This window comes from Salegentibacter flavus (genome assembly GCF_900115145.1).
Taxonomy (GTDB): Bacteria; Bacteroidota; Bacteroidia; order Flavobacteriales; family Flavobacteriaceae; genus Salegentibacter; species Salegentibacter flavus.
The window spans coordinates 1-23486 of record NZ_FOVL01000029.1; the positions used below are offsets into that span (position 1 = coordinate 1).

17 protein-coding genes are annotated in these 23486 nt (G+C 37.1%); 3 read left to right on the forward strand and 14 right to left on the reverse strand.

Features of this window, described 5'->3' with window-relative positions:
• The 14 genes from BM266_RS15745 to BM266_RS15815 form a co-directional block, all read right to left on the reverse strand.
• Nucleotides 1-1334, reverse strand: a 1334-nt coding sequence (locus BM266_RS15745) for a SusC/RagA family TonB-linked outer membrane protein (RefSeq protein WP_139220674.1), incomplete at its 3' end; no start/stop codon positions are given.
• A 1313-nt stretch (nt 1335-2647) separates the two neighbouring features.
• On the reverse strand, nt 2648-3223 hold the full coding sequence (locus BM266_RS15755; RefSeq protein WP_093411399.1) for a cytochrome c: 576 nt from the start codon (nt 3221-3223) through the stop codon (nt 2648-2650).
• 494 nt (nt 3224-3717) lie between these two features.
• Nucleotides 3718-4212, reverse strand: a complete 495-nt coding sequence (locus BM266_RS15760; RefSeq protein WP_093411401.1) for a hypothetical protein — start codon at nt 4210-4212, stop codon at nt 3718-3720.
• Nucleotides 4213-4230: 18 nt separating this feature from the next.
• Nucleotides 4231-4938: a VIT1/CCC1 transporter family protein gene (locus BM266_RS15765; RefSeq protein WP_093411402.1), complete on the reverse strand. Its 708-nt coding sequence runs from the start codon at nt 4936-4938 to the stop codon at nt 4231-4233.
• A 271-nt stretch (nt 4939-5209) separates the two neighbouring features.
• Complete coding sequence (locus BM266_RS15770) at nt 5210-5857, reverse strand: DUF6448 family protein (RefSeq protein WP_093411404.1); 648 nt, start codon at nt 5855-5857, stop codon at nt 5210-5212.
• Between the two features lie 168 nt (nt 5858-6025).
• Nucleotides 6026-7150, reverse strand: a complete 1125-nt coding sequence (locus tag BM266_RS15775; protein WP_093411405.1) for a helix-turn-helix domain-containing protein — start codon at nt 7148-7150, stop codon at nt 6026-6028.
• 162 nt (nt 7151-7312) lie between these two features.
• Nucleotides 7313-7987, reverse strand: coding sequence for an ISAon1 family transposase (locus tag BM266_RS15780; RefSeq protein ID WP_317040981.1), 675 nt, complete (start codon nt 7985-7987; stop codon nt 7313-7315).
• A 9-nt stretch (nt 7988-7996) separates the two neighbouring features.
• A complete protein-coding gene (locus tag BM266_RS17660) occupies nt 7997-8212 on the reverse strand; it encodes an ISAon1 family transposase N-terminal region protein (protein WP_449415962.1) in 216 nt (71 codons plus the stop codon).
• 274 nt (nt 8213-8486) lie between these two features.
• A complete protein-coding gene (locus BM266_RS15790) occupies nt 8487-8975 on the reverse strand; it encodes a DUF2231 domain-containing protein (RefSeq protein ID WP_093411407.1) in 489 nt (162 codons plus the stop codon).
• A gap of 65 nt (nt 8976-9040) precedes the next feature.
• Entirely contained in the window at nt 9041-10201 is a 1161-nt protein-coding gene (locus tag BM266_RS15795; protein ID WP_093411408.1) for an efflux RND transporter periplasmic adaptor subunit, read from the reverse strand.
• 2 nt (nt 10202-10203) lie between these two features.
• Complete coding sequence (locus BM266_RS15800) at nt 10204-14541, reverse strand: CusA/CzcA family heavy metal efflux RND transporter (protein WP_093411410.1); 4338 nt, start codon at nt 14539-14541, stop codon at nt 10204-10206.
• A 272-nt stretch (nt 14542-14813) separates the two neighbouring features.
• Complete coding sequence (locus BM266_RS15805; RefSeq protein ID WP_093411411.1) at nt 14814-16187, reverse strand: sensor histidine kinase; 1374 nt, start codon at nt 16185-16187, stop codon at nt 14814-14816.
• Complete coding sequence (locus BM266_RS15810; RefSeq protein ID WP_093411413.1) at nt 16184-16852, reverse strand: response regulator transcription factor; 669 nt, start codon at nt 16850-16852, stop codon at nt 16184-16186. Before BM266_RS15810 ends, BM266_RS15805 begins: the two co-directional genes overlap by 4 nt.
• Nucleotides 16853-17621: 769 nt before the next feature.
• Entirely contained in the window at nt 17622-18023 is a 402-nt protein-coding gene (locus BM266_RS15815) for a Dabb family protein (RefSeq protein ID WP_093411414.1), read from the reverse strand.
• Nucleotides 18024-18675: 652 nt separating this feature from the next.
• Here BM266_RS15815 and BM266_RS15820 point away from each other — a divergent pair.
• From BM266_RS15820 to BM266_RS15830, 3 genes are all read left to right on the forward strand, one after another.
• A complete protein-coding gene (locus BM266_RS15820; RefSeq protein WP_093411425.1) occupies nt 18676-19647 on the forward strand; it encodes a type I phosphomannose isomerase catalytic subunit in 972 nt (323 codons plus the stop codon).
• 201 nt (nt 19648-19848) lie between these two features.
• Nucleotides 19849-20898 carry a LacI family DNA-binding transcriptional regulator gene (locus tag BM266_RS15825; protein WP_093411416.1) on the forward strand — a complete coding sequence of 350 codons (1050 nt, stop codon included), beginning with the start codon at nt 19849-19851 and terminating at the stop codon, nt 20896-20898.
• Nucleotides 20899-21020: 122 nt separating this feature from the next.
• A complete protein-coding gene (locus tag BM266_RS15830; RefSeq protein WP_093411417.1) occupies nt 21021-23486 on the forward strand; it encodes a hypothetical protein in 2466 nt (821 codons plus the stop codon).

Here is a 23486-nt window from a genome sequence, read left to right on the forward strand (position 1 = left end):
AGATCAGCATATCCGCCATAACCTTCCGGATCATAGATAGGAGCGGCGGGAGGCAATACACGGGCCATGTATAATGGGTTCAATCCACCGGCATAAGTTCCGTCAATGTTGGCCGCATCCCTTTCAGATTTCGCAACCGAAAGATTTACCCCCAGCTTGATCCAGTCTTTCGCCTGGTTTTCCAGGTTGAGGCGGCCTGAATACCTCTCCATTCCTGTTTCAATGATGGTACCTGCCTGATCAAAATAATTACCCGAGACGTAGAAGGAAGTGTTTTCATTCCCGCCCCTTGCAGAAAGATTGTATTTTCTGAGGGTTCCTGATTGATAAATGGCATCCATCCAGTCTGAATTGGCATCGCTTGTACCGTAAATTCCTGTATAATCACTTACCGCTTGAGTCTGGTATGAACTGTACAAACTGTTATCTGCATAAACTCTCCTGTATTCGGAATTTTCGTTATTCTGGATATACTGGTTTATTTGGCCTTCGATCCACAGGTCTTTGAACTGCTCATTATTGATCAGGTTTTCCTCAGTGAGATTCTCACTCCAGCCAGTCTCCACACCAAGGGAAATTTCAGTCTCTCCTTTTTTCCCTTTTTTTGTAGTAATGATTACCACTCCATTGGCCGCTCTGGAGCCATAAAGGGAGGAAGCTGCAGCATCCTTCAGAATGGTTATACTCTCAATGTCTTCAGAATTAATTGTAGACAAAGGGTTGTAACCGGTACTTCCTGTTCTATAATCTCCTGCCCTAAGGTTTGAATCGGTATTGATCACCACCCCATCGAGAACATACAGAGGTTGAGTTGAACCACTAATTGAACCTATTCCGCGAATCTGAACATTTGATTTACCTCCGGGCTGACCAGAAGTAGAAATATTGACCCCGGAGACTTTTCCTTGTAAGGCAGTCTCAAAACTAGCAGTAGCCCCCCGAGTAACCGCTTCATTGGTGACTGTTTCAGCTGCCCCTGTAAAACTTTGTTTATTCGCTGACCCGTAGGCCACAACCATAACCTCATCTAGCGCCTCGGCGCTATTTTTCATTTCTACATCGATGACATTTGAAGAGCCTACAATTCTACTGATAAGCTTTTTTCCGATAAAGCTGAAGTGAAGGACATCACCAACCTCTGCAGTAATGGAATATTCCCCGTCATAATTGGTTTGGGTTCCATAGCTTGTATTCTTTACCACCACATTCACTCCCGGAAAGGGCAGGCCGTTCTGGTCAGTTACAGTTCCAGTAACTATTTTCTCCTGGGCAATAGTAAATTGCCCCACTAACCCCAGAATCAGGGTTAGCAGTAATAAAAATTTACTTTTCATATTTTATTTTAAAAATTTAATAATTTGATAAGCCCCCCTGGAGATAATAAAACAAACTAATTAGGCGTGTTTATAACTCCCACGATATATTGAAGTATCAATAGAAATTGATGCTGCAGTAGAACAAATGGTAAGTTAGTTCCCGGCGTAAAACCAGTAAATCGTATACCAGGTGGGTAAATTTATTTTAGAATAATTATGAGATTCCCATGGGTGGAGGGGTAATTTGTTCCGCGAAAAGAAAAGAATAGAAATTCAGATATTGAAAATTAGGCAGGCAAGTTTCAGGTAAATCAAAGCTATTTTCTGAAACCAGGAAATTTACATATAAGGTTATCTCTTTTTGAAAGCCATTAAGGACCTGATTGTTTTTCTCTTGGTTCAGGTCTTTGCTGGCCTTGGTAATAGAACATTTCCCATTACATTCTAATTCAGGTTTATCTTTGTTTTCACAAAAAAGTTCAGTAAAACTTTCATTGTTCAAAGTATAAAAAGAAACGAGGAAGGTGAACCTTACACTATGAAATAATGTGGCAATTAGGAAAATATATAGCAGACTGTAATTTAAAATGACTTTCAAATCCTGATATATTTGTGCAAAGAAATTTATTTTGAATGTGGAATAATATGATTTGGATCATTAAATTACTGTTTTTAAAATATGAGAATATTGCTTTTAAGTCCACTTTTAAAAATCTAAGCCAGTAAATTTCTAGAGAGTGACATTTTTAAACTGCTTTTCTTAGCCTATAGCGTCATTATAGTCTGGATTGCTTTTTCAATAAATCAAAAAATATTAAAATCCTATAAATTATTTAAAATCAAATAAAAGGGCTTAACCAAAGTAAAAATGAAGGAATTACTGTTGGAAGGGAGAAATCAGCAGCATTTATGATCGGGGACTCTATCTCAAAGGGTCCAAAAATCCTACAATTAATAATTATATTTATAGTATTTATTTAACTGGTCTTGGGGATGGGTTCTTTGATCTTGATCAAAAGCATTTTGAAACGTACAATAACGAATGTGGTACTTCAGCTGGCAGAATAATCATTTCATCTTCTTTAAGCTGACTCGACACTCTTTAAAGTTATCTGCTATCCTCCGTCAATGATGATGGCTATTGCATTAGAAGGAGCGTTATGTTCACTACGTTCTTGCTCTTTATCAAAAGCCAAAAAGAGTGATATTTCTATTAGGATTTTTGGATAGTATCTTACTTACCGTATATGAGTCAGAATAAGATATAAGCTCTTTTAGATTGAGGTTATTGCTGTTTCTTAGTGTTTTTTCATAATATGATTAGCCTTAATTCAACGTTCCAACCATTTTGGGTTGTCCCTTAGAGGACCCCGGTACTTCACGTGGCAGCTGCTGCATCGCTGGATCAGTTCTGTCGTCCGGATGACAATCTGATCCATCTTCTTATCCTTGGCCGCCTGGGCAAGCTCCTTAGCTTTATTATGCAAGTTTTTATCTGCGGCTACGAAATTTTTCAGTCCCTCTTTGCCTAGAATGGCCTGTATTTTTTGAATTTCCCGATTAGGAATATATCCATGATTGACAATGGCATTTGCAGCCTCGCTAATGATTTGATAATCCCCTCTCCAGATACCAGCCTGAACAACAGCCAGATTTTTTTCCAGGTTAATCATAATTCCTAATAAAGGCACGGTGTCCTGGGTGGCCTGACTAATTTGGAAGGGAATACCCGTACGTTGTTTCAGGTCAATTGTATCGTTGTTTTTTTTCGAGATTTTGGTTTGAGTATTTTGATCTTTTGATTGGTTATTGGTATTACCTTGATTGGCATTGTTATTATTTTTACAGCCAGTCATCAGGACTACAAGTGATAACACAAGACTTAAAGAGTAAAAGCGTTTCATCATGTAATTATTTTGTTAGGTTTTACAGGTTTGATGGGTAAAAACAAACCTGCTTAGATTTAATTTGATTGTATCAATTTATTATATTTTTTTTTAGCCTGCAATCGGTTTTCTAGAAAATTCAGTGATTAAACCCAAATTGATATTTTGTAAAGTGAACCTATCCTATACTATCGGGTTCTACTTTTACTGATTTTGATCTCGTCATTTCTTTGTTTTAGTTTTTTCTAAACCACATTTTTATTTACGTGGATAGAATTGGCAACGAATAACAGTTTTTGAGCGATTCTAGGCGGCAATTGAGTGTACTTGTGGGCGCTATCCAAGATGTTTTGTGATCAAAGCAGGACACCTAAATTGGTGAAAATAACTTTTGGTTTTAGTGGCTTCTCCTTTTAGTCAAAACCTGCAGATTTATGGTAATATGTTAAATTCAAGGAAGAAATCAAACTTAAGATGGTTTTAGTATCTGACTACTATTCGAATGGGGGGTGATTTTAATCGTTTTCGTTTTCTTCACGGTAGTTATTATTAAGGGTAGCATTATTGGGATCGCTTCTAATTTCAGTATGTCTGATTTCACCACCTGTGGTTCCAGTTTGTATGCCGAAGAATAATGCTACAAAAGCAAATAGTAATGTTATTATACTAATGGTCTTTAAAAAAGTTATTTGTTTGAAACTTACCCATAACCCTATCAGGGAGAGCCCTCCTAAAATATAGGTTAGAATTGAAAATAGTTCTGCCGCTTCTTCGTGGGTTTCGATAAAACTCTCGTTTATACCATCAATATTTTCGACAATGTCTTCTGAACCTTCCCCGCTCGTCATTGCAGCTATGGAAGTTAAAGCACCGATAGAGAAAATTAAATATGCTGTTCGTTTTACTGCTTCAGATTTTGAAATCAGGCCTGTAACCAAAACAATTATTCCCACAATTGTAAAAATGATTGGTAAGTGAGTTACCGCTAAATGGAAATGGACTTCATTCATTTTTATTAAAATTTAGAATTATACATTAACGCCAAAGAGATATCCCACTAAAGCCGATAATCCCATGGCAATGGTGCCCCATATTGTAATTCGTAAGATAGCTTTTGTCACACTTGAACCCCCTGTTTTTGCAGAGGTTGCTCCTAAAATGATCAGAAAAATAGTTGTGAAACCGTAAAGCAGGTATTCCATTCCTTTTATTGGGAAAAAAACTACTACTAAAAGCGGCAAGGCACCCCCAAAAATAAATGATGCTCCCGATGCTATGGCTGCTTGTATTGGGTTTGCCTGACTAATCTCATTTATTCCTAATTCATCTCTAACATGGGTTCCCAACGCATCATACTCAGTCATTTCAAGTGCTACTTGCTTTGCTGTTTCTTTTTTCACCCCCCTATTCTCATAGATTTGGGCTAAAATGTTCAACTCTGTTTCGGGCATTTCTTCAAGCTCTTGCTTTTCTCTTTCTATATCTGCTTTTTCTAGGTCTGTCTGGGAACTTACAGAAACATATTCTCCGGCCGACATAGATAATGCACCGGCAACAACTCCTGCTACGGTTGCTAAAACAATTGGTTCTCTTGTAGAACTTGCAGCAGCAACACCTATTGCAAGACTTGAAATAGATATTATTCCATCGTTTGCCCCCAAAACAGCAGCTCTCAACCAATTGCTGCGGTGTATGTAATGGTTATCCAGGTAATTGTCTATTGTTATATTTTCCATTTATTTTCTGTTTGTTGTTTTAAATTGGGCACAGCTATCACGTATTTGAAAACCTTGAGATTTCAAGTCATATTCCTGACAAACTGGTACAAAATTTATTAAATGAAACAAACTTAAAATTAAGACTATAGACCAAATGGTTTAAATACGATTTTAGGGATCCGTGCTTTTTTGTTAACTTAAACGATAAGAATCCTTCCCCGAAATTCACCGGGGAAGATTCTAAAATTGTTCTGTCATTATTAAATAAATAATTCCAATTTTTCTTTTACTATTCTCCTACTCCATGAGGGGGACCAGCTTGAATTTGTTGGTAGAGTTTATGAGTAAAAACGATGTATTTCACATAACTATCCACCCATTGGCGTCCGGCTTCTACACTTTTTTCCTTGTTTTTCTTTGTTTCAAGAGCTTTTTGAAACCACCTGGAAGTCTCCTTTTCCATTTCCTCCATAAGAAGAATTTGTAAGGGACGAATGTCACCTGTCTCCAGAGCTTTTTCTGCTTTCGCTATATCCGGAGGATTGGGACTTGCCGGTTTTAGTCCGGTGAAAGGCATTCCTTCAGCTTCGCGGTGCAGCCTGACAGCGGTTTCCATAAAATAATCTGTGGCCAGTTGGCGGGCAGCATCCCCATCATTATAAACAGCAAGGGTTTGTTTAAATTTTGCCTCTAGTTCTTCTTCCTGCTCCTGGCCGACCCAAATGGAAATTTTGTTAAAATCTCCAGTTTTGAGTGCTTCCATAGCATCTTTAGCTACAGGTCCATTTTCCCGATCACAATGTGCTGAAGCGGGGAGTGCAGCAAATAGTATTAATAGTGAACCGATTACAATTGAGAAGGTGGTTTTCAAATTCCTTTTACGGGATAGAAGTCTTTTGGGACTTCCCGTTCTTAAATTAATTTCCTTTGTTTTCATGATATTTTTTAATTGTTACTATTAGAAATATTCTGAGACAAAAGTAAATGAAGAACCGCTCTAGTGCGACCTACTTTATAATGTAGCACCAATTAAGCAACAATTAGAAGTCCCATTTTATAAAACTGGACTTAATGATAGAGTATTCAAAGTGCTGGATTATAGCATTTAGTGTTGGCTCTTATATTCACTGGGTGTCATCCCTGTAAATTTCTTAAAGACCCTGTTAAATGCCGATTTAGAATTAAAGCCAGAGTCAAATGCTATACCTAATAACGATAAATTATCGAATTCAGGATCATTTAGTTTTGATTTCACTTCCTGTACCCTGTATTGGTTAATAAAATCAAAAAAATTAAGTCTAAATATTTCATTGATTATCCGTGAAAGCAGGTGTGAAGGAATATGAAGCTTAGCTGCCAGCTGTGGCAAGGTTAAGTCAGCATCCAGATATGGTTTTTCTACGCGCATATAATGCCGTATTTTGTTTACATATTTTTCGGCCTCATCCTTTTTCAAAGTTACATTGGCATACTTCGTCTTTGGTTCCGTTACGTATTGGATGTTCTGGTCAGGATAAGGAATGAATATTTCCTTTTGTTTTAAGCCAAAATAACCTATTAAAATGATAAAAACGGACAAAGAAAGAGATAACCCGTGAGTACAAAAAATCCATGAGAACATTTGGAAAACATGATGGATAGTGACGAAAATCATTAATACTGTCCATATAGCCCCAAAAGTATAGACAAGTTTTCTTAACCAGTCGAGGTTAACATTCTCATACGTTGAAAAATTATTGAAGATGTTGATGTCCAATTTCTTAAAGAGCAGAATTGATGAAATAAAATAGAATGGCCCGGATAGAACTGTAAGAATCAGGAAAAAATTAAACATCAAGGGCGCCCCAGCTTCACCCTCTACATGGTCCAATCTTATTCGTTCCGATATTTTAGGTATTAAGGAAGCGATAACTATATAAAGATTGAATAGGATAAAAGGAACAAAATGTAACAGTTTTTTTCTATTGAATTGAAATTTTTGATCAATTAATGCAGAGATATATAAAAACAAGAATGGGCCATGAAGTAAGAGTAATGAAATAAAACTTGCTGAAAGCAGGTGAAAATCTTCAAATAGTTTATTAGAAAATAAAGCATAAACGCCAGTGTACAGACCTAAGTAAATTAGCCAGTAAATAAGTATTTTATCATGTAATGCTTTTTTTTTCTGCAAAACTAAAACCGCAAAAAACAGGGCATTGAAGGCAGCTATTAAAAAAATGTATTTCATTGTTATTTTTATAGAATTCAGCTAATTTCAATAATTTGCAGAATGTTCTTATACTTGAAACCAAACCTGTTTTAGTAGCATAAATATAACGGAAAATCTATTGGTACCGGAACATTAAATCACCTAATAAAGCCTATCCTGAAATGGAGGTTGGATATTTAATTAGTGGTGTTGTATCCCAATATCCGGATATTGTTCGAAGAGTGTTTTGCTGCGTCCGTATTGGTTCTCTGTCCAGTTCGAAGGTGCTTTATAGAACAGGTAACGGCTACGTGCTAATAATTGTTTTCTGGGATCAACATTTTGAAAGATTTCAGGCCTAAATATTTTTTGTTTTAACCTTGCCTGTTTGATTTGTTCGTTTTCCATATCTATAACCTCCCATCGGTGCTTGATCCTAATATCCTGCAAGGCTTCGAATGTAAGTTTTTGCACATGGAAGCGATCTGTAACCTGTATGGCCTTAGGGAAGGATTTCCTGACAATGGTTTTCATTGAATTGGCCATATCCAAAGTGATTTCCTTAACTCGTCCACGCTTTGAAGCTGGTATTTTGAGCAGTTGTGCTATAATAGGCTCTACCTTTGTTCCCGAGAAAATAGCTACGATACTGCCCTTTTTTCCTTTTGCTTTTTTATTGGTAATGATGGTATAAAGCTCTCCTTTAGAGAGTGCGGTCTCATCTATAGAGAGTTTTGAGTTGATGTTTTGGGGGAAGATGAACCATCCCTTTGCATGGAGTTTTTGATCCCACTCCTTAAAATCGCTTAGATAATCTTTGTACTGGCATTGTAGATTTTTCCGTTTACCCCGTAAAATCCACCGATGGTATGACAGTCAGAGGCTTTAGTACTGACTAAGTGCTTTTAAAAAAGCAGCGAACTCGACGGTCATCCGGGTTCCTTGTGCTACTAAGTTCCAGTCACGCTGAACAACCTGTTTGCTTTGTTTATTGAGCCAGCGACGGCGTTTTATATGTAGGAATACCTTTTTTCCACGAACAGGGAGACGGCCTCTTTTTATTGGTGAAAGGCGAAAGCTTGCTTTCAAGCTGTATACCAAAAAAAAAGACCAGGCAGGTGGCAGCCTGCGGGCTTTGTTTCAATCAACCCCCACTCAGGATCACCGACCGTAGAGAGGTAATCCTGCCACACTCACAAAAAAACCTGCAGAGAAGTGCGGGTTTTTTTCGGGCTCTCCAAGCCTGGGGAAGTATTCAGGATCTACCCCACTTGTTTCATTGCTCCAGTTTACTTTTTGCGTTTGGCAAAGATAAAAAGACAGGGGATTGAATTTACTACAATGAAGTATGCCTAAACAGTTCCTCGTAATACTTTTAATCGTCCTCGCTATCATAATGGGAATCTAACTGAATTACATTGCTGTCATTTCTAATTTCAACATGGGTTATTTCGCCTCCACTGGTACCCACATATTTTGAAATAATTATACTGCTTAGAGACAGGAGTAACACTACAATAAAGCCGTATTTAACGAAAGTATATTTTTTGTGGTGAATAAGCAAAGTCACAAGAGAAGCACCTCCTAAGATCAACATCATCGTATAGAAAAGTTCTGCTTGTTCTTCATGTGTATGGATAAGGGTTTCGCTAACTCCCGGAAGATTCTCCGCGATATCCTCAGCGGCTTCCCCTGTATAGAAAGCAGCAATAGCTGCCAGGGCACTAAAAATAAAAATACCCAATGCCGTTGTCTTGACTTGTGGGCTCTTTTTGATATACCCTGTGAGTAAGACCAAAAACCCAATCAATACTCCCACAATGGGAAGATGGGTTACTACTAAATGAATATGCACATCGTTCATAATTGTTCTATTTAAAACGTTAAATTAATTTATCTGGTACGCACCTGTTTTTAAATGGCCAAGACTTACTCTCTTATTAAATTAAATGCTCCTTTGGTTAGAAACTCCGTATCTGATTGAAAATCAGATGCATTTAATATTTGGGTAAATTCATTGTTTGTAGCACCTATTTTTACCAATACCCTTTTAAAATTTATGCTATCTTTTTTCACAAGTACAAAAAAGTCATTATCAATATTCGCAACCGCTTCTGTTGGCAAGGCGGGATATTCCGCAGTGGTGGTCAAAATTTCAGCTTCTATATACATTCCGGGGTTAAAAAGTTTTATATCATCTTCATTTACCAAATCCCCGTGAATATCTACGGTTCTATCCATGGCGTTTATAGACTTGTTGACTAAATGAACTTTACCTTTATATACTTTGTTCTTGTCGTTTTGTAATCTCACATTGATTTGCTGACCTACCTTTACCATAGGAAGGTCATTTTCAAAAATCTTCAATTCTATATGAAGGTTATCGGTATTGGTAACGGTTACAGCAACATCCGAAGGGTTTAGGTACATTCCTTTACTTACATTAACCGAAGTTGCATAACCCGATAATGGCGAAGTCACGCTAATTACCGACCTAATGTTTTCGCCCGTAAGGGTATTCGGATTAATATTCATAAGGCTCAACCTCTTTTTAAGAGATTGGTATTGTGCCGAAGTCACGGTATAATCTGATTCGGCCTTTAAAAACACTTTTTTTGAAGTCACATTATCGGCCATCAGTTTTTTCTGGCGTTCATAATCAGATTTCAAATAGCTCAAACGTCCCTGGGCTTCCAGGAAATTCTGTTGGGCCTGAACATATTCCGGATTCTCGATAGTGAACAGGACCTCCCCTTTTTTTACCGCGTGCCCTGGCAATAGTTTGATATCCTTTACGTAGCCGGCAAAGTAGGTGCTAACGTCTACTTGGTTTTGTGGAGGCACTGCGAACATACCGTTGGCTTTTACAACAATGTTAAACTCTTGCATCGATAATTTGCCCAATTCCATACTACCGGTTTTGAACTGGTTTTCGGTTATGGTAATTGCTTCCCGGTCTGCGTATTCTATTGAGGCTTCTGTATTGGCCACTTCTGATTTTTCTTTTGAATTGCAGGAAGCCAGCGTTAGCATTAAAAAAATGCTCGTTAGACTTATAACATTGGTGAAGATGTTGATTGTATTTTTCATCGTTAATTGATTAAATAATTTAATTCTAAAACTGTAGCGTTATACGCGTTTAGGTTTTGTAAATAAGTGATTTGAATATTTTTGGCACTTTCCAATAACTGTACATATTGCAGGAAATCTATCTCTCCGTTTTGAAATGATTTTGATGCATTTGTAGTTAATTCTTTTGCAAGTTTACCACCTGTGATTTCATAATAATCAACGGCTTCCTGAAATTTCTTTAAATCAGATAACAAGCCTTGATACCTTGATTTCAGTTGTATCTTGTAATTTTCAGATTCATCGGCCATGATCAGGGTCTGTGTTTTTGCCGCATTGATTTTTGCTTTGTTCGCCCCGAACCATAAAGGAATTGATATGCCCGCCTGAAATCCGTTATATCGCTTTGAATCCAGCCCATTAGTAGTACCCCGGAAGGCTGATATATGCAAATCGGGAAGTAATCTTTGCCTTTCTAAAGAGAGAGATACTTTGCTCAATTTTTGAGCGGAATCGTAGTAAAGTATCCCGGGATGGTCACTAAAATCAGGTTGTTGCAATTCCAGTTTAGGCAAATTGCTCTCCTCTATATGAATTACTGAATTTGTTTGCATCCATTGATGTAACATGGTAGTTGCCTTAGTTACCCCTTCTTTTGTCTGTGCCAGCAAAACAGATATTTCTTTTTGCTTGGTCTCTGCCGTTAGTTTTTCCAATAAGTTGGTTTCGCCTACATCATATCGTTTATTGGCAGCCCTGGAAAATTGCCCGTAAAGACTATCAAGAAAGGTGTATTGCTCAACAAGACTGTTATAGTAAACCACATTATAAAAGGCTTTGTAAACCTCTTTGGTGAGGATTCTTTCGTTTAACCGGTACTGTTGGGTAGACAACTTGACTTTTTGTTTTTCCACCTTTCGTTGCGCTCCATAGATCGTTGGGAATTGTATGGATTGGCTCACCCCAAAAACATCTAATGGAAGGCCGTTCTCGGCAATGTTGTTTTCATCATAATTATAGTATACCTGTGTTTTATCTAAATTGAAGGCGCTACCTACCAACTGTTTGGATTGGTCTATCCTTTTGGAGAAAGCCTTAAGTCCACTATTATTCTCAATGGCTATTTGTACTGCTTGTTCCGCATCAATAGGGTTTTGTTGAGCACTGCCCAAAACAGGCAGGAACAAAAGGGCAATAATCCCGAGAGATTTTAGGTTCCTTTTTTTCTTACCTTTTGGATCATGTCCTTTTCTATCGAACATTGCATATAAAACCGGTAATACTACAAGGGTTAACACAGTAGCAGTTACTAATCCACCTACAACAACTGTTGCCAACGGTCTTTGCACCTCTGCTCCGGCAGAAGTTGAAATTGCCATAGGTAAAAAGCCTAAAGCGGCTGCCGATGCTGTTAATAACACAGGACGTAATCTATTCCTTGTACCTATTAAAATTCGTTTATTGAGATTGTCTACACCGTGTGCTTTAAGTTCCTTAAATTCTTCGATTAATACAATACCGTTTAGCACAGCGATTCCAAAAAGAGCAATAAAGCCAACGCCTGCAGAAATACTAAAGGGCATATCCCGAATATAAAGTAACAATACACCTCCAATGGCTGCTAAGGGAATAGCACTGTAAATCATCAAGGCTTCCTTTACTGAATCGAATGCAAAGTAGAGCAAGACAAAGATCAACACCAAGGCGATAGGTACGGCAATTTTTAATCTTGCCGTTGCCGTACGAAGATTTTCAAATTGCCCTCCGTAGCTTATGGAATAACCGGTAGGCAGACTAATATCCCTTTCAATAATGGTTTGCACATCTTTTACAACCGATTCTAAATCCCGGTTACGCACGTTCACACCTACAACAATGCGCCGTTTGGTATCGTCGCGCGAAATTTTTGCGGGTCCTTTGGTATAACCTATTTGTGCGAATTCACTTAGTGGCAATTTCATTCCATTAGGAAGAGATATCAGGGCCCTTTCTATATTTTCAATATCCATTCTATGGGCTTTATCATAACGAAGCACCAAATCAAATTGCTTTTCCCCTTCGAAAACTGTTCCAGCGGTCATTCCTGCAAAACCCATGGTAACAACCTTATTTAAGTCCTGAATGTTTAACCCGTATTTCGCAATTTTTCTACGGTCGTACTTTACGGACATCTGGGGCAGTCCTGCAGTTTTTTCTACAATAATATCGGCAGCTCCTTCTACATTTTGTATTGCTTTTTCTATTTCCATAGCTTTTTTATAGAGTATGTCTAGATCTTCGCCAAAAACCTTAATTGCCACATCTGCACGTACCCCTGTGATCAGCTCATTGAATCGCATTTCGATAGGCTGTGTAAACTCAAAATCAACACCTGCTATCTCTTCTGACAAGGCTTCTTTAAATTTATTTGCCAGTTCGTCTTTTGTCCTGGCAGATACCCATTCGCTTTTTGGCCGTAGTTTAATGATAACATCACTTTCTTCCATAGACATTGGGTCCGTAGGTACTTCGGCAGCACCAATCCGACTGACAGCTTGATCAACTTCAGGAAATTTTTTCAATATTTTTTCCATTCTAGTAGTAGCTTCAATAGTTTTGCTTAATGAGGTCCCCGTTTTTAATACTGGCTGAATTACAAAATCCCCTTCATCCAAAGTCGGCACGAATTCGCCTCCCATTCTCGTAAATAGAAATCCGGTAAACACCAATAATCCCAATGCAATGCCCAAAACTACTTTTTTATTATGCAAAGCCCAGGCAATAGTAGGCTGGTACTTTCTTTCTAAGAAATTGATTAGTCTGGAGGAAATAGTTTTTTTTTCGGTATCGGTAGGTTTGATAAATAAAGAGGCCATTACTGGTATGTAGGTAAAACACAACACCATGGCACCAGTAAGGGCAAAAGAGAATACTAATGCCATGGGCCGGAACATTTTACCTTCTACATTGACCAGAGATAAAATTGGTATAAATACGATAATTATGATTATTTGTCCGAAAACTGCGGAGTTCATCATTTTGGTAGCCCCTTTGTGGGTGATGTTATCTATTAAACCCTGCCTTTGGTTTTTGGGAAGAGCCAATATCTTAGCCCGTTGACTGGTGATCTTATAGGCAATAAACTCAACGATAATTACTGCGCCATCGATGATAATCCCAAAATCTATCGCCCCTAAGCTCATCAGGTTGGCATCCACACCGAAGAGGTACATTAGGGAAAGTGCAAATAGCAACGATAATGGAATAACAGAGGCAACGACAAGACCAGACCGTAGGTTACCCAGAAGCAGTACTACAACGAATATCACAATTAAGCTCCCCAGTATCAGGTTTTCGGCAATTGTAAAAGTAGTTTTACCAATAAGTTCACTTCGCTCTAAAAAAGGGTTAATAGAAATGCCGGGGGGCAAGGATGATTGTATTTCAGCCACGCGTTCTTTTACAGCTTTAATAACAGCATTGGAATTGGCGTCTTTAAGCATCATTACCTGCCCCAATACTTTTTCTCCTTCGCCGTTTCCTGTGATTGCACCAAAACGGTTGGCATGGCCAAAACCTACTTTAGCAATGTCTCCAACATACACTGGCACGTCTCCTTTTCTTGTTACTACGATGTCTTCAATATCCTGTATGGAACCCACTAAGCCTTCGCCCCTGATAAAGTAGCTTTCATTTGCTTTTTCTATATAACCGCCCCCGGCAACGCTATTGTTTTTTTCCAGTGCACTGAACACATCGAACAAGGAAACGTCCATGGCACGAAGCTGTTCAGGATTAATAGCTACTTCATAAGTTTTTAGGTAGCCTCCCCAAGTATTTACTTCCACCACTCCCGGAATGCCCGAAAGCTGGCGTTTCACCACCCAATCCTGAATGGTGCGCACATCAGATAATGAATACTGTTCTTTGTATTCTGGATCAACATCGATTACATATTGATAAATTTCGCCCAAACCTGTGGAAACCGGCCCCATAAAAGGTGTGCCGAATCCTGCCGGAATCTTTTCCTCGGCACTTTTTATTTTCTCCGCGATAAGCTGGCGGGGCAGATAAGTGTCCATATTATCATTAAAAACAACAGTAACTACGGATAGTCCAAACTTTGATACCGAACGGATTTCCTTAACCCCTGGCAAATTTGCCATTTCCAATTCTACGGGATAAGTCAAAAACTTTTCTACATCTTCGGTAGCTAAGTTTCTGGAGGTGGTAATGACCTGTACCTGATTGTTGGTTACATCCGGAACGGCCCCCATGGGGATATTTAATAGAGAATATAAGCCAAAGCCTACGATACCCGCTGTAAATAAGAGTACAATAAGTTTGTGGTGGATGCTGTATTGAATGATACGTTCTAACATTTTATGCTGGGTTATTAAAATTCATATCACGAAAGTATTTGGTGTATCTAAGAGCCATCTAAGTGGTTTCTTAAGATTCGCTTAAGATTTTCACCAAAACAAAAGCCCCGAACATTGTTCAGGGCCTTTGCCAATCAACCATTAAACACCAACCAAAAAGTAAAGTTTTAGGGGGGAAAATCTATTTTCTTTTTTAAAGGTAGTATTGCTAATTCTTGTATAAAAGTAATAGGGGATTATAAGGACTACTTAAAGAACTTCTTAAGTTTTACTTAAAATTCAATTGTGAAAGTTGTTCCTGCACCAAATTCACTTTCTACGTGAATTTCTGCATTTATGGCATCGGCAGCCTTTTTGGCTATGGAAAGCCCCAAGCCGTTCCCCGGAATGCTTCTATGGTTTAGTGCATCTGACCTAAAAAAGTGGTTGAACAAACTGTCTAAATCCTCTTTTTTAATGCCTATCCCTTCATCCTGAACCTTGCAGACCATTTTTGAATCGGTTTCGGTAATCGTAATGCGTAGAATCTTGTTCTCCCTGGAATATTTTATAGCGTTACCGATAATATTATCCAATATCAGGTTGGAATAATATTGTGGTACAACACCTTCCAAAACGGCACCCTTGCGAAAGTCGATCACAAGTTTTTTTTCCGAAATACGCTTTTTATGCCTTGAAAGGATTTCGTCTATTAAGGTGGGTAAAGGTACTAAGGATTGGTCAAGGCTTTTTGAGCTCGTATCTAACCTTGCCAGGAGTAAAAGTTGTTCCAATGTTTCAGTCATTCGGTCTATTTCCGTAAGGCTAAATTTGATTTTATCCTCATATTCCAACTGCTTTCTTGGTTTTCGAATCAATACTTCAAGCGTGCCTTTTAAGGTTGATAAAGGGGTACGCAGTTCATGAGAAGCGTCTGAGGTAAATTGTCGCTCCCGCTCGATGGCATTTTCAATACGCTGTAACAACTGGTTTATACCCGAGGACAATTCGTAGAGTTCGTCTTCATTTTGGGGTAAATCCACTCTTTCATTCAAATTGTTTTTTGTAATTCTTTTTGTTGTTTCAGTTATTACCTGTACAGGTATGATGCCTCGTCCTGCCAGGTATCTGGAAATAAAATATAATCCTGACAAAAGAAATAAATAAGAAAAAATCAAAACATTTTGTAAGTTAAGCAATACCATCCTGGATGATTCCAATGACATTGCAGCCAGTATAAAACCTTTAATTCTACCGTTTCTCTCAATAGGTATCTGTACTTGCCTAATAGCCATGTTGTTTAATATTTCGTTGAAATGGCCGCCGTAGTTTTGTTGTGGGTTATAGCTTAGGGCATCTTCTTTAAGGTTTGGAGATTTGTCCATAAATTCACCATCTTTATTCAGTATTTGAATAAAAACAGGATTTACCTGAGCTTCCCGATGTTCTCTTTCTTCCCACTCTTTCTTGTTTATTATCTTTATACTATCCTCAACAACAATAATTTCTCCGCTGTGTTTTTCAGCTTCAAAGGATAGGTCATTATCCAGATTTTGATAGACCGTTTCCTGCACCACAAAATAAACAACGGTAAAAGCCACAGCCATAATCACGGCAGTAGCTATCATATAATGCAATGCAATTCTATTTCTAAAACTTAAGCTCATACTTCTTTTGCAACATAACCAACGCCACGAACGGTTTGAATATAATTTTCATCTTCTGATAGCTTTAATTTTTTACGAAGAGCATTGATATAAACATCAATTACGCCAGTATTGTAATCAAAATGAATATCCCAAACACTTTCAATAATACGTGTTCTACGGCAGACTATACCTTTGTTGCGCATAAGGTATTCCAGCAGTGCAAATTCTTTTTGTGTAAGGCTGATTTCTTCCTCCGATTTAAAGACTTGATGGGTTGTAGTATTCAGTGTAATGTCCCCCAATTTGAAAACGGAATGTTCTCCTGAATTAGAGCGTAACTGCACCTTGATTCGTTCTAAAAGCTCTTCAAAATGAAAAGGTTTTTTAATATAATCATTTGCTCCTGCCTGAAGACCAAAAATGGTTTCATCAACCGTATCTTTTGCCGTTAAAAGAATGACCGGGGTATCTTTAAATTCTTTTTTGAATTGACGACAGATTTCAATACCGCTCATTCCTGGTACCATCCAATCTAATAGCAACAAATCATATTCGCCCGAAAGGGCCAATTGAAGACCCCTTTTACCTTCCTCAGTAATATCCACAGCATAAGATTCCTCCTCCAAACCTTGTTTGAGGAAGTTGGATATACCGGGTTCATCTTCTACGATTAAAATTCTCATGCTGCAAAAGTTACAATTTTTACTTAAGTTAAGATTTGATTTTTCTTAAGATTGGCTTAAAATAACAGCTTATAATTTTTGTAAGTTATATACCAATTTTATGATATTATAAAAATTGTCAAGCGTCAATGGCCGATATGCTAGATAAAAAGTTGGTGTAGTGGTTCTCTATCTGTTTGATAATTGGGGAGATCAAAATGGGTATCAATAATTCTGGTAATAAAATATTAAGTAGGTCTATATATGTTTCCAATGCTTCCTATGTAGGAAAACAAAAATCAAAATATTATTTCAATTCACACATAACTTTTGAGATTGATCCCATAATTAGTTCCTAAGACATGACCTTCAAATTAAGACATAAAATAACCAGTCAAGGTTTGACCCTCGACTGGCAATTCTACCTATTAACCTAAAACTAATTAACATTGAGCAAATACTAATATACTCAAAATCACCACCACCACCAATGCAGGATAACCTCCATTATGGTCAATATTTCGGATAAATATATCAACATTTGGAACCTATTAAGTTTGGTTTTTTAGGATTTTATTAGTTAGTATATTTATCCAGTAGTTCACCAGTAACAAATGCTTCATTAGAAACAACAGATAAAAACTAAGAACAATAATTTCATACCTTTTAGAAGAAAAAATAAGATAATGTAGATGCTTAAACTTTGCTTTTACCAAAACAAAGTCCCCTGACGCAGAACATTCTAGGAAAAAAGATATAGTGAGCTTAAACCCTACAGGAATTATAGAGATCAATAAATCCCTACCGAATCATATACCTGAACTTTTTTCCATAAGTGAGAAGATTCTTCGATGAAAACCAAATGCGCTGGTTCTTCCTGATATTTATCCTGGATTTCCTTTGAAGGAAAACTAAGGATAAGCGAATATGTATATGAATTATCCACCACATCCCTGGGAGTTTCTGCAGGGATCCCAATGAATTTGGTTTTTGCATACAAACTATTATCGAGGAACTTTTTAAGTGAACTTTCAAAAGCCGCTCTTTCGCCGGGATTATCGGGATTGTTTAAATAAAAATATACCACATGGGTAAAATTCTTATCCAAATCTACAGGTTGATCCTGCCCCTTAAGCTTGTTGGTTCCTGTTAGTACCGTTAAAATTATCACCAATTTTAAAAATTTCATCATAGTTATTAATTTAAAAGTTCTAAAGTTATAAAAATGGTTTTGATAAAATAAGTCCAAAAATTAGAATCAGATCTTTTATTTATCGAAAATGGTCATTTCAAATGCCGGTATGTAAGCTTACAGAAGGACCTATAGCGGATGCTATTTTGGGCAGGAAAGGAACTCCTCACACCGTATTGATTTCAAGGGTGAATCGCGAAGAAAAAGAGCTCCAAAGAGTGTATCTTTCAAAATGGCGTTGTTTGATCGAAACTGGTGGCACCATCACTCCGAAATAGACATGTATCAAATTGATTAATTTTTTTTGGCAATTCAACAGGCACGCAGGGCGCGAAAGCATGGAGGAAGGTATTTTTTTGAGAAAATGGGTTTTGGAGCGCGGCGGAGAATAAAATGCCGGTTTTGGTGACAATTTTGTGCAAAGCTTTGGCAACCGTTAATTATATAAAAGAAACCAGGGGTAAAGTTCGAACTTTTCGTATTAATTATGTTTTACTTAAAAGCTTTAAAAGGGAGCGTAAAACTCCCCCTATTAGGTCCGACTGTAGGCAAATTATCCCGACTATTACGTGGACTTCAATAAATTTAATTGATTTGAAGGAAGTGTTATTGATAACTAATCTTTATTTTGGGCATTTTTAAACTTATTTTTATGATTAATTATCCATTAAAATTCACTCCTATTTTAAAAGAGAAAATTTGGGGTGGGACCAAACTTAAAGACCTTTTAAATAAGAAATCCCATTCAGATAATATAGGTGAAAGTTGGGAGATCTCAGGAGTTCCAGATAATATTTCCATTGTAAAGAATGGAAGTTTAGCGGGGAAGTCACTTCAGGAATTAATACATCAATATAAGGCAGATCTGCTTGGCGAGATAGTCTTCAAGAAATTTGGCGAAGAATTTCCCTTATTGATTAAATATATTGATGCTCAAACCGAGCTTTCTGTTCAGTTACATCCTAATGATAAACTAGCAAAAGAACGCCACAACTCTTTTGGGAAAACTGAAATGTGGTATATTATGCAGGCAGATAAGGATGCTGAAATTAATGTAGGTTTTAAAAGAACTATAAGTAAAGAAGAATACCTGAAGCATCTTGAAGAAGGTGATATAATAGATTTATTAAATTTTGAAAAAGTAAAGAAGGGAGATTCCTTTTTTATAAATACAGGAAAGGTACATGCCATTGGCGCCGGGGTTTTATTGGCTGAAATCCAACAAACTTCTGATATAACCTATAGAATATATGATTGGGACCGAGTAGATTCAAAGGGTATCTCCAGGGAATTGCATACCGGGCTTGCATTGGAGGCGATTGATTTTGAGAAGAAGGATGATTTTGAAATTTCCTATGATAGGAACAGTAATAATTCTTCCAATCTGGCGAGATGTGAATATTTTACCACAAATTTTTTACCGGTGAAAGGTAAAGTCGAAAAGGATTATTCCAAGGTGGATTCCTTCGTAATCCTTATGTGTGTGAAAGGAAAAGTGCAAATAGCCATAGAGGATAAGATGGAAAAACTGCAACAAGGGGAAACTATCTTAATTCCGGCTAGTATAACCAAAGTAAAACTTTTATCTGAAAATGCTCATCTATTAGAAGTTTATATAGAGTAATTTGAAAAAAAACTTAGTGCTGATATTTAAGACAAATACCTTCAGGATTTTGTAAAATAAAAAGCTGGATTAATATTTATTTGCTCAATAGGAATTCTTAAAAGTTTAGAGGACCCTTTTACACTTTTATAGTGGAATTTCTAATTTTATATATTTGTTTTCACCACCTCACCTGACCTATAATTATTTAAGCCTGAATTAATGAAGCAAAAGAAAAAAATATCAATGAAGGATATTTCTAAGGAATTGGGGATCTCAATTACTACGATTTCCTTCATTGTTAATAAAAAGGCAGAAAATAAGATTAGCAAAGAGGTAATAAAAAAGGTTGAAGATTATATAGAGAAGGTTGGTTACAAACCTAATTCTTCAGCGCAATCGTTAAGGACGGGGAAATCTAAATCTATTGTATTCATGGTGGAGGATATTTCAGATCCTTTTTTCTCTGCCATAGCAAAACAAATGGAAGAGATTGCTTTCAGAAATGGTTATAATATTATTTACTGCAGCACCGAAAATGACAGAGAGAGAACTTTGGAACTTATTTCTCTTTTTAAAGACAGACAGGTGGATGCATTTATTATAACACCTCCTGAAAATTTTGAAAAAGACCTAAAAAATTTAATCTATGAAGAGCATCAAACTGTGATGGTCTTTGATAGATATTTTAAAAATTTCAAGCATAATTATGTAATCCTTGAAAATTTTGAAGGAGCTCAAAAAGCAGTGACCGGATTTTATGAATCGGGGAGAAGAAATATAGCATTTATAGGTATACATTCAGAACTATCTCCATTAGTTGAAAGACATGAAGGGTATTTAAATTCGATAGGAGCCTATAATTTAGCTGCTTATGAATTATTTCTAAAATTTAATGAGGTAAAAACCCCAGCCGGGATGAGTGCCATTAGAAATTTTCTAAAGGGAAATCCTGGGATAGATTCTATCTTATTTGCCACTAATAATCTTGCAATCACTGGTTTACGGGTGATGCGGGAAAAAAAGATTAAAATCCCTGAAGACCTGGCTATAATATCGTTTGACGAAAGAGATGTGTTTGAGCTTTATTCTCCTCCTATAAGTGTCATTGCTCAACCAATTTCTGAATTAGCCAAAGAACTTATAAATGGAACTCTTGAAATTCTTGCTTCAAAAAAGGAAAAGAAGTATTTCTTCACTAAGGCTTTACCAGGAGAATTAATTGTAAGGGAATCCTTACGTCCAGTAAAAAAATTAAGCTCCAATCCTTAAGGTTAGATAATTCTAACTTTTCAAACTTGTTAAATAATTTGGCAGATATGGTATAGCTTTTTATATTAGCTGTTTAGTAAAACGTTTTACTAAACCGTTTTCGGCTAGTTTAATTATATTTTATGCGATTAGAAAAACTACTTTTAGCCTTTTGCTTGTTAATTTTATCCAATATTAGTTATACCCAGGATTTAGGTTTGGAAATTCAGGGAGATAAAGAAACGGGATATTTTGTTCAAATTTTAAATGGGGCGGATGGGTTAACGGCGAATCAAGGAGAATTCAATTTACAACTCTCTAACTTAGATAGAAGTGTCAGTTATAAAATTGAGAACTGGAGAGGGGTTTTTTATGAAAAAACGGAGAAGGGGTATATTTTGGGGAAACCCCAATATCTAAAAGACTTTGATTCAAATTTGTATTCGGAAGTGGAATATGAAAAAGTAAGTCCATCCCTGGTCAAAAAAACTTTAAGAATTAGCCAGAATTCCATTCCTAATTTCTACTATTCTGTAGATCTTACTAATGTGCCTGCCTTTACGCCCAAGAAATATGTGAGTTTTGAATATGAGAATTTTGAAGGAGGAATGGTTCACGAATTATATCCTTCAGCAGGTTTTATTACTAATGAGGATGATGTGGTGGGGTTTCTAACAGACCCGGGGTACAAAAACATTTTTACCCGAACCACAAGGAGACGTTTTTCAGGTCGAGGTGGAGGAATGGTGGGTATGCGCATATTGCCAGATGCTAAATTACTTTTAACAGCATCACCAAAAGAGCAGGATAATGGGGAACATTATATCAAATACACTTTTGGAGAGGCACTGAATCTGGACCATGGTGAAAGCTTAGAGTTACAAATGCCAGATTTGTATTCTAAAACCGGTGAGGTGAAATTAAGACAGGATGATTCCCTTATTGAAATGATCTTTCCTAAAGGTGATAAAGCTGGAATAGAATTTCTGTCCGGGATGGAACCTCAAAAAATTTACAGCATTTCGTTTTCTGCAAAAGGGGACATGCCTCTGGCCCTGAAACTATATAATTATAAAAATGGAGTTGAAGGATCGGAACTGGAACACGGCATAAAATATATCGACGGGTTCCCATTGGAAAAAAATAGCTGGCAGGAATTTAAGGCGAGTGTCATGGTACCTTATACAGAAGCGGAAAACGTTAAGATGTTTATTGGCAGGACCAATGGGTTAAGTGGCTCTCTTAATATTAAAGATCTAAAAATACTGAAACATAAACCTTACCGTCTGGATTATAATAGGCTGTCGATGGGGGATACTATTGAAAAAGTTACGTATGTTTTTATGAAACCCTGGAAGGATCAGAAGGATTTCAAGGTGTCTTCACAGGTTAAGCTGGCTGAAGGTATGGGGTTTGAAGGTACCGAAGCAGAAAAAATGCTTTATGCTAATTTTCAAATGATGACCTGGATAACTTCAGTAGATGATGAAAAACCTTTTAATGTGCCTAATTTGAATTATTCTCCAGATATGTACAACAGGGATTCTTTTTGGTCTGTAATCTCTACTTACAACAAAGGCCTTAATGTTTCTATCTGGAATCAATGGGCGGCCACACAAACTCCGGAGGGTGCAATAGGAACTATTATCACTCCGTATATGGGATCGGTTGAGGCCAAAGATAATGAAGCAACTATAGAGTGGTTGGTTTGGGGGTTATTAAATAAAAGAAGATTCGGCGTTGAATTGCCTAAAGAGAAAATCCAACTTGCAGCCGATTATATATTGAATGAATTTGATGAAAACAGAGATGGGAAGTGTGCTTCACATTTTTCTATGAGCCAGGTTGACGTGATGGAATACCATCCTAAAACGGAACGAATGGCTGCAAATCAAGGAATGTTTGCTGTTGCACTAAAAACCATTCAGGCTCTGGGGTTAGAAATAGAAGAGGATTATGTAGAGAAAGCGGAGCAGGAGTATCGGAATTTTTATGATGAAGAAAGAAAACATTTACTTTTTGATTCCGATTATCCAGACCTTATAAGTGTAACTGATCTGGTTCCTGAATTCCTATCACTGTGGGTTTTTGAAAAACCTATGCTCACGAATGAAATGGTTCAAAATCATCTGGATCAAATTCCGGCTTTAAATAAAGTTGAAAATTCCTTACACCCGGAAATTGGAACTACGGCTCCAATTATAGTGAGGTTAGCCGATGATGAGAAAGGGTATACCTATATGGATGAAGAATATCAGCCATTTGGGGATTTTGGAGTGAACAATTATGGAAATAACAGCAGAGATGGGTTTTACTATAATGGGGGTAGCTGGCTGAGAGCCGAATATACCGCTTATGCTGTAGGATATTGGCACGGATGGGAGTCCGCAAAAAAACGAATGGAGAATCGATTATGGGCAGAGAAAAACCTGAATCCAAATTGGCCATATAGCAAGGAATTTATTCCAACAAAATGGGAGTCGTACGATGAATGGTGGCCGTCTACCCGAGGTCTTAGCTGGAATGTTTTCATTTTAATGGCTAATGAATTTGTGGGGGATAGAACACCGGAAATGGATCCGGATTTTAATAAGAGAAATAAATACTAA

Excerpts from the sequence above, each read along its gene's own strand:
- BM266_RS15770 (WP_093411404.1), bottom strand. The coding sequence starts at position 5,857 with ATGAAAACAAAGGAAATTAATTTAAGAACGGGAAGTCCCAAAAGACTT.
- BM266_RS15830 (WP_093411417.1), top strand. The coding sequence starts at position 21,021 with ATGCGATTAGAAAAACTACTTTTAGCCTTTTGCTTGTTAATTTTATCC.
- BM266_RS15795 (WP_093411408.1), bottom strand. The coding sequence starts at position 10,201 with ATGAAAAATACAATCAACATCTTCACCAATGTTATAAGTCTAACGAGC.
- BM266_RS15755 (WP_093411399.1), bottom strand. The coding sequence starts at position 3,223 with ATGATGAAACGCTTTTACTCTTTAAGTCTTGTGTTATCACTTGTAGTC.
- BM266_RS15810 (WP_093411413.1), bottom strand. The coding sequence starts at position 16,852 with ATGAGAATTTTAATCGTAGAAGATGAACCCGGTATATCCAACTTCCTC.
- BM266_RS15820 (WP_093411425.1), top strand. The coding sequence starts at position 18,676 with ATGATTAATTATCCATTAAAATTCACTCCTATTTTAAAAGAGAAAATT.
- BM266_RS15760 (WP_093411401.1), bottom strand. The coding sequence starts at position 4,212 with ATGAATGAAGTCCATTTCCATTTAGCGGTAACTCACTTACCAATCATT.
- BM266_RS15790 (WP_093411407.1), bottom strand. The coding sequence starts at position 8,975 with ATGAACGATGTGCATATTCATTTAGTAGTAACCCATCTTCCCATTGTG.
- BM266_RS15815 (WP_093411414.1), bottom strand. The coding sequence starts at position 18,023 with ATGATGAAATTTTTAAAATTGGTGATAATTTTAACGGTACTAACAGGA.
- BM266_RS15765 (WP_093411402.1), bottom strand. The coding sequence starts at position 4,938 with ATGGAAAATATAACAATAGACAATTACCTGGATAACCATTACATACAC.
- BM266_RS15775 (WP_093411405.1), bottom strand. The coding sequence starts at position 7,150 with ATGAAATACATTTTTTTAATAGCTGCCTTCAATGCCCTGTTTTTTGCG.
- BM266_RS15805 (WP_093411411.1), bottom strand. The coding sequence starts at position 16,187 with ATGAGCTTAAGTTTTAGAAATAGAATTGCATTGCATTATATGATAGCT.
- BM266_RS15800 (WP_093411410.1), bottom strand. The coding sequence starts at position 14,541 with ATGTTAGAACGTATCATTCAATACAGCATCCACCACAAACTTATTGTA.
- BM266_RS15825 (WP_093411416.1), top strand. The coding sequence starts at position 19,849 with ATGAAGCAAAAGAAAAAAATATCAATGAAGGATATTTCTAAGGAATTG.